The sequence below is a fragment of the Pedobacter sp. MC2016-24 genome (assembly GCF_015223055.1).
Taxonomy (GTDB): Bacteria; Bacteroidota; Bacteroidia; order Sphingobacteriales; family Sphingobacteriaceae; genus Pedobacter.
The window spans coordinates 119,830-126,958 of the sequence record NZ_JADFBX010000017.1 but is presented as its reverse complement, the minus strand read 5'-3'; the positions used below and the strand labels follow the sequence as shown (position 1 = coordinate 126,958).

4 protein-coding genes are annotated in these 7,129 nt (G+C 43.3%); all 4 read right to left on the bottom strand.

Annotated features, from left to right (window positions below):
- Positions 1 to 18: 18 nt before the first annotated feature.
- Positions 19 to 2,370: a TonB-dependent receptor gene (locus IM797_RS24945; protein ID WP_194129940.1), complete on the bottom strand. Its 2,352-nt coding sequence runs from the start codon at positions 2,368 to 2,370 to the stop codon at positions 19 to 21.
- Between the two features lie 57 nt (positions 2,371 to 2,427).
- Positions 2,428 to 4,404: a hypothetical protein gene (locus IM797_RS24940; protein WP_194129939.1), complete on the bottom strand. Its 1,977-nt coding sequence runs from the start codon at positions 4,402 to 4,404 to the stop codon at positions 2,428 to 2,430.
- Positions 4,405 to 4,419: 15 nt separating this feature from the next.
- On the bottom strand, positions 4,420 to 5,817 hold the full coding sequence (locus IM797_RS24935) for a DUF1080 domain-containing protein (RefSeq protein ID WP_194129938.1): 1,398 nt from the start codon (positions 5,815 to 5,817) through the stop codon (positions 4,420 to 4,422).
- A 79-nt stretch (positions 5,818 to 5,896) separates the two neighbouring features.
- Positions 5,897 to 7,069: an MFS transporter gene (locus IM797_RS24930; RefSeq protein WP_194129948.1), complete on the bottom strand. Its 1,173-nt coding sequence runs from the start codon at positions 7,067 to 7,069 to the stop codon at positions 5,897 to 5,899.
- Positions 7,070 to 7,129: the final 60 nt, after the last annotated feature.

The following is a 7,129-nucleotide window of genomic DNA, read 5'->3' as shown; positions in this document are numbered from 1 at the left end:
GGGCGTTAAGTAAATTAGTTAAAAGCGTGTAGCAACACTCAGGCCGTAAGTTCTTGGATTACCCAAATGGGCGGCACCAAAGTCGTAAGCATAATCCGCATACAATTTATTCCCCAGGTTCCTACCCCAGACAAAGAAATCAAGTTTTTTTGCAGAGATGCCAAATTTGGCATTGAACAACGTATAGCCTTTTTGCTCCAGCTTATTTTCCAGATCAAAATATTGTTTTCCAGTTACAGCCCACTCCCCTCTTCCAATAAGCTTAATTTGATCTGCACTAGAAAGTTCATAAGCATATTGTAAAGCAAGCATAGAAGTAAAATCAGGTGTAAAAACTTGTCTATTGTTATCTAAGTTGAGGACATTACTTTCCTTACCTAATTTCAAATTCGTATATTTCGCATGTGTATATCCCAGGTTGTAATCCACAGAGAGACCTTTTACAGGAATGGCAGATATTTCCAATTCTGCACCTTTACTTTTCAGTTTACCTGCATTTCTGGTTACCGTAATTGCCTCGGGAAGGATTAAAGTTGGCACCTGGGCGTTGTTTACCATGGTATAGAAAACTGCTGCATTAATCCGCAAACGATCAGCAAAAAAAGTGTTTTTACTGCCAATTTCAAAGCTGTCACTGTTTTCAGGCTTATAGCTTACAAACTGAAGTGTTTGAGCACTTGTTTGGTTTATTCCCCCGGACCTGAACCCTCTATTGTAACTTGCATACCAGCTGTTGTGTGTAAATGGCTGGTATTCCAGACTCAGCTTCGGAGAAAAGGCATGGTAACTTTTAGAGTCCTGTTTAAAATCCGGAGCCGGAGCAGCTGGTGTTCCATCCATAATGATTTCATTAAATCCGTTCAGCTTTTTACGCTCGTAATCATATCTGAGTCCTGCAGAAGCATTCAGCTGAGTCGTAATGGCATAATTTAACTGTCCAAAAGTAGCCAGCCCCATGCTTTTTGCAGTATTGGTTGCCAGGTCAGTAAAGTTTAGGATTGGGCTGCCAAATAGACCAGCATCTTTTCCGTAGTGTGTGCCTTGTTTTGTCGGACTATACTGATAAAAACCATATACGCCTGCTGTCCATTTAAGTCGGCTATCAGATACTGCAGGAGAACTGAATTTAAATTCCTGACTCAGTACTTCTACCTTGTTCCATTCCTTACCAAAATTATTTTGTATCGACACGATGTCCAATGGAGAAAAATCGCCATCAATAGGTGTTTTATAATACCTGTAATTGGATTGATAGGCTGTTTGCGAAGTCATACTCAGGTGCTCTCCTGTATAATTGGCAGAGAACGAAACATTCAACAAGTTGTCAACCATTTGCGTTGTGGCATCCTGGTTTACACGAAAAGGATTTTCAAATGCATCATTTATGGAACCTGCCAATGGAAAAGCACCGTCATTTCGGTTGGCATTGTGTTTCAAATTCAAAATCAATGACAGGCGGTCACTTGCCAGGTATTTTAAAAAGTAGTTGCCCATAATCCCGCTTAACTTATCAAAACGCTGGTTATTGAAGTCGTTGGTATAAATACCGTTTTGTACATTATACATGCCTGTAGCGCCAAGATATAATTTATCCTGAATCAATGGAGTTCTCAAACCAAGTGAATAACGTTGCTGACCGAAGCTTCCGGCATCTATTCCTGCAAAACCTGTAAAGGTATTTCCGGGCTGTCTGGTGATCACATTGATCACCCCACCCATAGCATTCCGGCCATATAATGTGCCTTGCGGACCTCTTAAAACTTCGATACGTTCTACATCCAGCAAATCAGAAATATAAGTATCCAGTCCAAATTGATTTACACCATCTACGTAGGTCGCTACCGCTGGATCATAAGAGGTACTCACAATTCCCCTTATAGAAACCACATTCCTGCCATCACCTGGGTTTCCTGCGTACAGGTTAGGGATTACCGTGCGAAGGTCTCTTAAATTCCGCATATTGTAGGCCTGAACCTGACCAGCCGACAAAGCAGTTATGCTTAATGGCAAATGCTGGATATTCTGTTCCGTTTTTTGGGCAGAAACAGTTACTTCATCCAATTTCAAGTCAACGGATTTCAGTTTGAAAACGAATGATCCTGAGATGTTTTTAATTTGCTCAATGGCTTCAGCATAGCCAACGGCCGTGATTCTCAATGTAAAAGCCCCTTTAGGAATTTCATAGATGGTAAAATTTCCGCTATCATTTGCTGACACAGCTACATTGGTATTCAATACCTGCACCGTAGCTCCTGCTATAGGCTGGTTTTGCTGATTTAAAATTTTACCAGTTAAATTATTTTTGGTTTGTCCTGTGGCTGAAAGTTGTATCCCTACAAAAATCAACAGGATAGTCATTAATCTTCTCATACTTGTTTCTAGAATGCGCGTCCTGCGCTTAAAATGGTTTATTGGTTAATGATGCTGTTATCTTAATGAATTGATCCAGGCTGCAATTTTAAGCCCATCTGCTTTAGATACCTGTGGCATCGGTGGCATTTCCGTTGAATAGCCCGGCCAGTTTTCTGGCTTTGGATTGTGAATCAACTGCAAAATTTTCTCGTTTGAATATTTACGTTTCGCAATTTCGTTAAAGGCTGGTCCGACTTGTTTCTTTGTCGCATTGTGGCAAGCCAGACAGGTGTTGCTGGCCAGTATTCCTTTTACCTCTTCATAAGTAGGTGCCTTTGCGGTTGTCACCGCTGTTTTCTCCGATACTTTTTTAGGGGCCTGAGCAGCCGGCTTAACTTTTGCTGCAGGTTTAATGACGATCTTTTGAACGGCTTTAGGTACCACATTAGCAACTGCATCATTGGCAGAATTTCTGGTGCTCCATTCGGAGATACTTAATTTTTGTCCATTGGGTATGCTGTTGAGTGTATAGTAAGCAGTTGGGTGCACCAATGAATGGAAATTATCTTTTTCACGAAGCCCGTTCAAAGCAATCGTATGAATGTAAAAAGGACGCAGCCCATCTACCACAATTCTGGCTTTTAACCCATCTGCTGAAACTTTAACGCCCTTAACTTTCAGTACTTCGTTGTTTACTGGTGGCGATCCGTATACCGGTTGATATTTATAAATGAAACTCTCTACACTATACGACGCCAGATCCTGTGCCGATTTTTGATCAACCGGATTGGTAAACTCAATTTCAAAACCATCCGGCATTGCCCTTACGGCCTTCATCTCAAAAGGCATATTATTGTTGTAAACCAGTCTTTCCAAACCTTCATTGGCATCGCCTGCAGAACCCCAGCCGCGATTGGTCTCTCCAACAAATAAAGAGCCGTCATTGCCCCATGCCAGACGCAATACGCCAGAGCGGAATCCGCTTCTGAACAAAAATGCTGCGCCTTGCTGTACGCCATTCACTTCTTCCAGAAATACCCTGGAGATGATGCTCATCCCCTGGTCTCCCACCAGCATCTGACCTTCAAAAGGGCCAAAAGTACCCTTTGGAATTTTTACCGGTTCAGCAGTAGAAATACCCAGAATACCATAAGGTAGCCATACCGAAGGCAACCGCAATTCAGGAAATTCAGCTTTCATGTCAAACAAAGTTTTAAAGTGCTCATTGACCCTGTTTTCTGGCTTAATTGGTCGGCCCTCTTTATCATTGATCCGGCGTTCATCTAATTTAGAATAGAAAAAATCAGAGGCCAGCTTAACTGGTGAATCCGAGCGGCTGGTCCATCTCAAACTTGCAGGATGCCCCATAAAGTCACCTTTATTAACTTTCCATACGCCACCGGAACCCACCCAGTCACCTTGATTTTCTGTATAATACAACTGACCGTCAATCACGTTCAATCCTGCCGGCGAGCGCATTCCTGCAGCCCAGGGTCTCATCTGTCCATCTTCAGTAATGTTCATGGCCCAACCCCGCATTGGAACCTTACTTTCTGCGCGCCACCACTCCTGGTTACCAAAAGCAACATTACCGGTAACAAAAAAGGATCCGTCTGGGGCTATTTTAGGTCCAAAACTATATTCGTGGTAATGGCCACTCAAAGGCCAGGCGTAAATGGTTTCATAAACATCAGCCTTTCCATCCATGTTTTTGTCTATCAGCTTCGTCAGCTCGCCACGCTGGGCAGCGTAAAAAGCACCGTCTTTATATGCAAGTCCCAGAATTTCGTGTAAACCGCTCGCAAATTTCCTAAAATATGGCCGGTTGCTCGTTGGGTTTTCCACCACAAATACATCACCCCGTCGGGTAGAGATACCTAAATCCCCATTTGGCAAAGTAACCAATCCACCTACTTCCAGGATAATCCCTTCGGGTACGCGAACCTTCATCATTTTAAAAAAGTCTTCTTCTTTTGGTGTCTCCTGCGCATGGCCCAGGCTATATGTTAAACTCAAAGCCAGCATAGCCAGCATTTTACAAGTATATTTCATGTTCTTAAAACCGGATTAGAATAAAATAGAATAATTCAACTTGTTACGTAGCAGAACTATAAGTTCTTTTTTACCATTAACGTCCCTGATAATTGGCCGATCAGCGACATCGTCCATTTTCAAATAAAACGACTGGCCATCAATCAGGTAAAGTCCTTTGGCGAGCTCCTTTACATCCGGCGCCACAGCTAACAGCACATATAAATTGGCTACCGGCTTATCCGTGCTGATCGTACGGCTCAAACCCTGCCCGTTATTCACAACCTTGATCGCATCAGTAACATGCGCGCCATACATATTGTATTTAAACTCAGGGCGATCATCGGCATCCATCACATAGCCCTTGGTCTTGAAACCTGTTCCGGTGCTGTCTGCCAACCAAGGCGATTCCGGAGTACTTAGCTGCGCAATTGCGGGTACAGGTTGTATGCTAAAACGGGTAACGCTACCCCTTGCTTTAGCGGTACCATTACCCCGGCCATCCCACATGGGCGTCGCGTCTATAAAATCTCCACGCCAGCCTTGTACCAGCATCCCATTGTCCAGATCATAACTGTAATGGACCTGTGAAGGGCTTCCTACAGAAATGGCATGTACCACACGTACATCTCTGGCCAGATCGACGAAACTCCGGATCATGGTATTGGATGGGGCATCAATATATATGGGATTGGGCATATCCTTGCCCCTTTGTCCGCCGTTCAGCAAGGCTTCAGGAAGTTTAGAAATTTTAATATTTTTAAAAGCTACTGCGCCTTGATCGCCCTGGAATTTCAACCCCCCAAAAGGCTTTTCAGCATCATTAAGTCCTTTTGCAGGGCCCGGTAGTTCTACGTTATCGTGAATTAATACGCCATTAAGTGTCACACTCAACATTCTTGCATTCGAGATTTTACGACCGGAAGCATCAAACCGTGGTGCCTGAAATTCGATTCGCAAATGTTGCCATAAACCCGGCGCTTTACTTGCATTCTGTCGTGGTGCATAAAGCTCATAAATCCCGCCATTGTCTGTAGATAAAGGGCTTTTAATGTCCCAGGAATCCCGCAATTGAATTTCATAGATTCCCTGCAGATAAACTCCGGAGCTGGCACCCTTAGCCAGGAGATAATCGAGCTCAATGACTGCATCACCGTGTGTTCCATTGGTGAGTAAGTCTGTACCTTGGTTCTTTTTACCTGGGAAATTCACCAGAACCCCAGTACCATTTTCAATTTTCAATTCATTTGCAGCAGCCGATGGATTTAAGCTGACCGATGCGGCAAGAGACCAGGATTGACCTGGGGTTTTAAAAGGAGAAAGATCGTTTAATGTGAATCCCGACAGTGTTGTTAAATCCTGTCCGGACACCAACGTGGTTCCGAGCAACCACATAAATGCGCTTGCTCCAAACTTGAGATAATGTTTGTTCATACTGTGTGTTTGGTTTAAGAAATAAATCTAGAAAAAACAATTGTATTTTTCACACTATCTAAGCGAATGAATTTTTGTTTTATGCTGTAGTTTTTGCTTTATAAAAGAATTGCAGGTAAACCAGCGCAAGCATAGTGATTCCTGAACAACAATAAAATGTTACGGGAATCATGGCGATATCGTCAACAAAAAGCCAGCCTGCAAGCAAAGCACCCATCCCGATTCCTGCTTCAAGAGAAATGTACATGGTGGCCATAGCCTTACCCCTTTGCTCCGGATTACTCAAGTCGGCAGTCCAGGCAGTTGCAGTTGGCGATAACATGCCTGTTGCCACACCATAAAGGGCCGAAGCCAGCATCAGCATTAAGGAAGAACTGGCAATAGCGATTAAAAACATGGCCAGGGCCAGTAAGCCCAGTGAAACCCGCAGGATCAACGTTCGTCCATGCCGGTCGGAAGCCTTACCTGCCACAAAACGGATCAACAATGAGGTCAATGTAAAAACCATAAAAAACAGACCTTTATTGCTTGTTCCGAGATGTCCGCTCCAGTCAGAAATTACCGTTAAAATTGCACCATAACTGATGTAAGTTAAAAAGATAATGATCACAGCAGGAAGTACAGCCCAATCGAAAATATCCTTTCTGTTTATTTTTAAATGGCTGAATTTAAAACGGGCTTTATCCGGTAGGGTTTCCTTCATATTGGCCAGGATAACGATTGACATTAGCGCAAATAGCGATGAGCAATAAAAGAGTATATTGATCGAATAATGCGCTGTAATGGTACTTCCTATTGCCGGTCCAATGGCAAGGCCGGTGCTGAAACAAATGCCATGAATTCCCATTGCCTCTCCCCATTTCCCTTTCGGAACCAGGTCTGCCACATAAGCTGCTGTAGCTGTCGGTTTAAATCCGGTAGAGAAACCATGGACGAGCCTTAAAAACAAAAAACCTGCTACCGTAGTAAGCAATGGATACATAAAGCCACAAACAAAGCAGACCAACGAGCCTACAGCCATGACCGGAACACGACCAATGGTATCGGTCAGTTTTCCACTAAAAGGACGGGAAATCCCCGCCGTAAGAGTAAACAAAGCGATAATCAAACCTTTATACTCTGCCCCACCCATTGCCGTCAGATAAGCAGGAAGTTCCGGAATCAGCATATTGAAACTCGCAGAAAATAAGAAGGAACTTAAGCAAACCAGGGCAAACTGAAAGGTATAGATGGACTTGGAAGGATCGGGCATGATATAGCTATGTTGTAATAGCGTACAAATATAATAAAAAAAGGCCGCATCGTGATTTAC

What these genes read in the sequence shown, in the direction of transcription:
- IM797_RS24945 (WP_194129940.1), bottom strand. Translation starts at nt 2,370, where the DNA reads ATGAGAAGATTAATGACTATCCTGTTGATTTTTGTAGGGATACAACTT.
- IM797_RS24940 (WP_194129939.1), bottom strand. Translation starts at nt 4,404, where the DNA reads ATGAAATATACTTGTAAAATGCTGGCTATGCTGGCTTTGAGTTTAACA.
- IM797_RS24935 (WP_194129938.1), bottom strand. Translation starts at nt 5,817, where the DNA reads ATGAACAAACATTATCTCAAGTTTGGAGCAAGCGCATTTATGTGGTTG.
- IM797_RS24930 (WP_194129948.1), bottom strand. Translation starts at nt 7,069, where the DNA reads ATGCCCGATCCTTCCAAGTCCATCTATACCTTTCAGTTTGCCCTGGTT.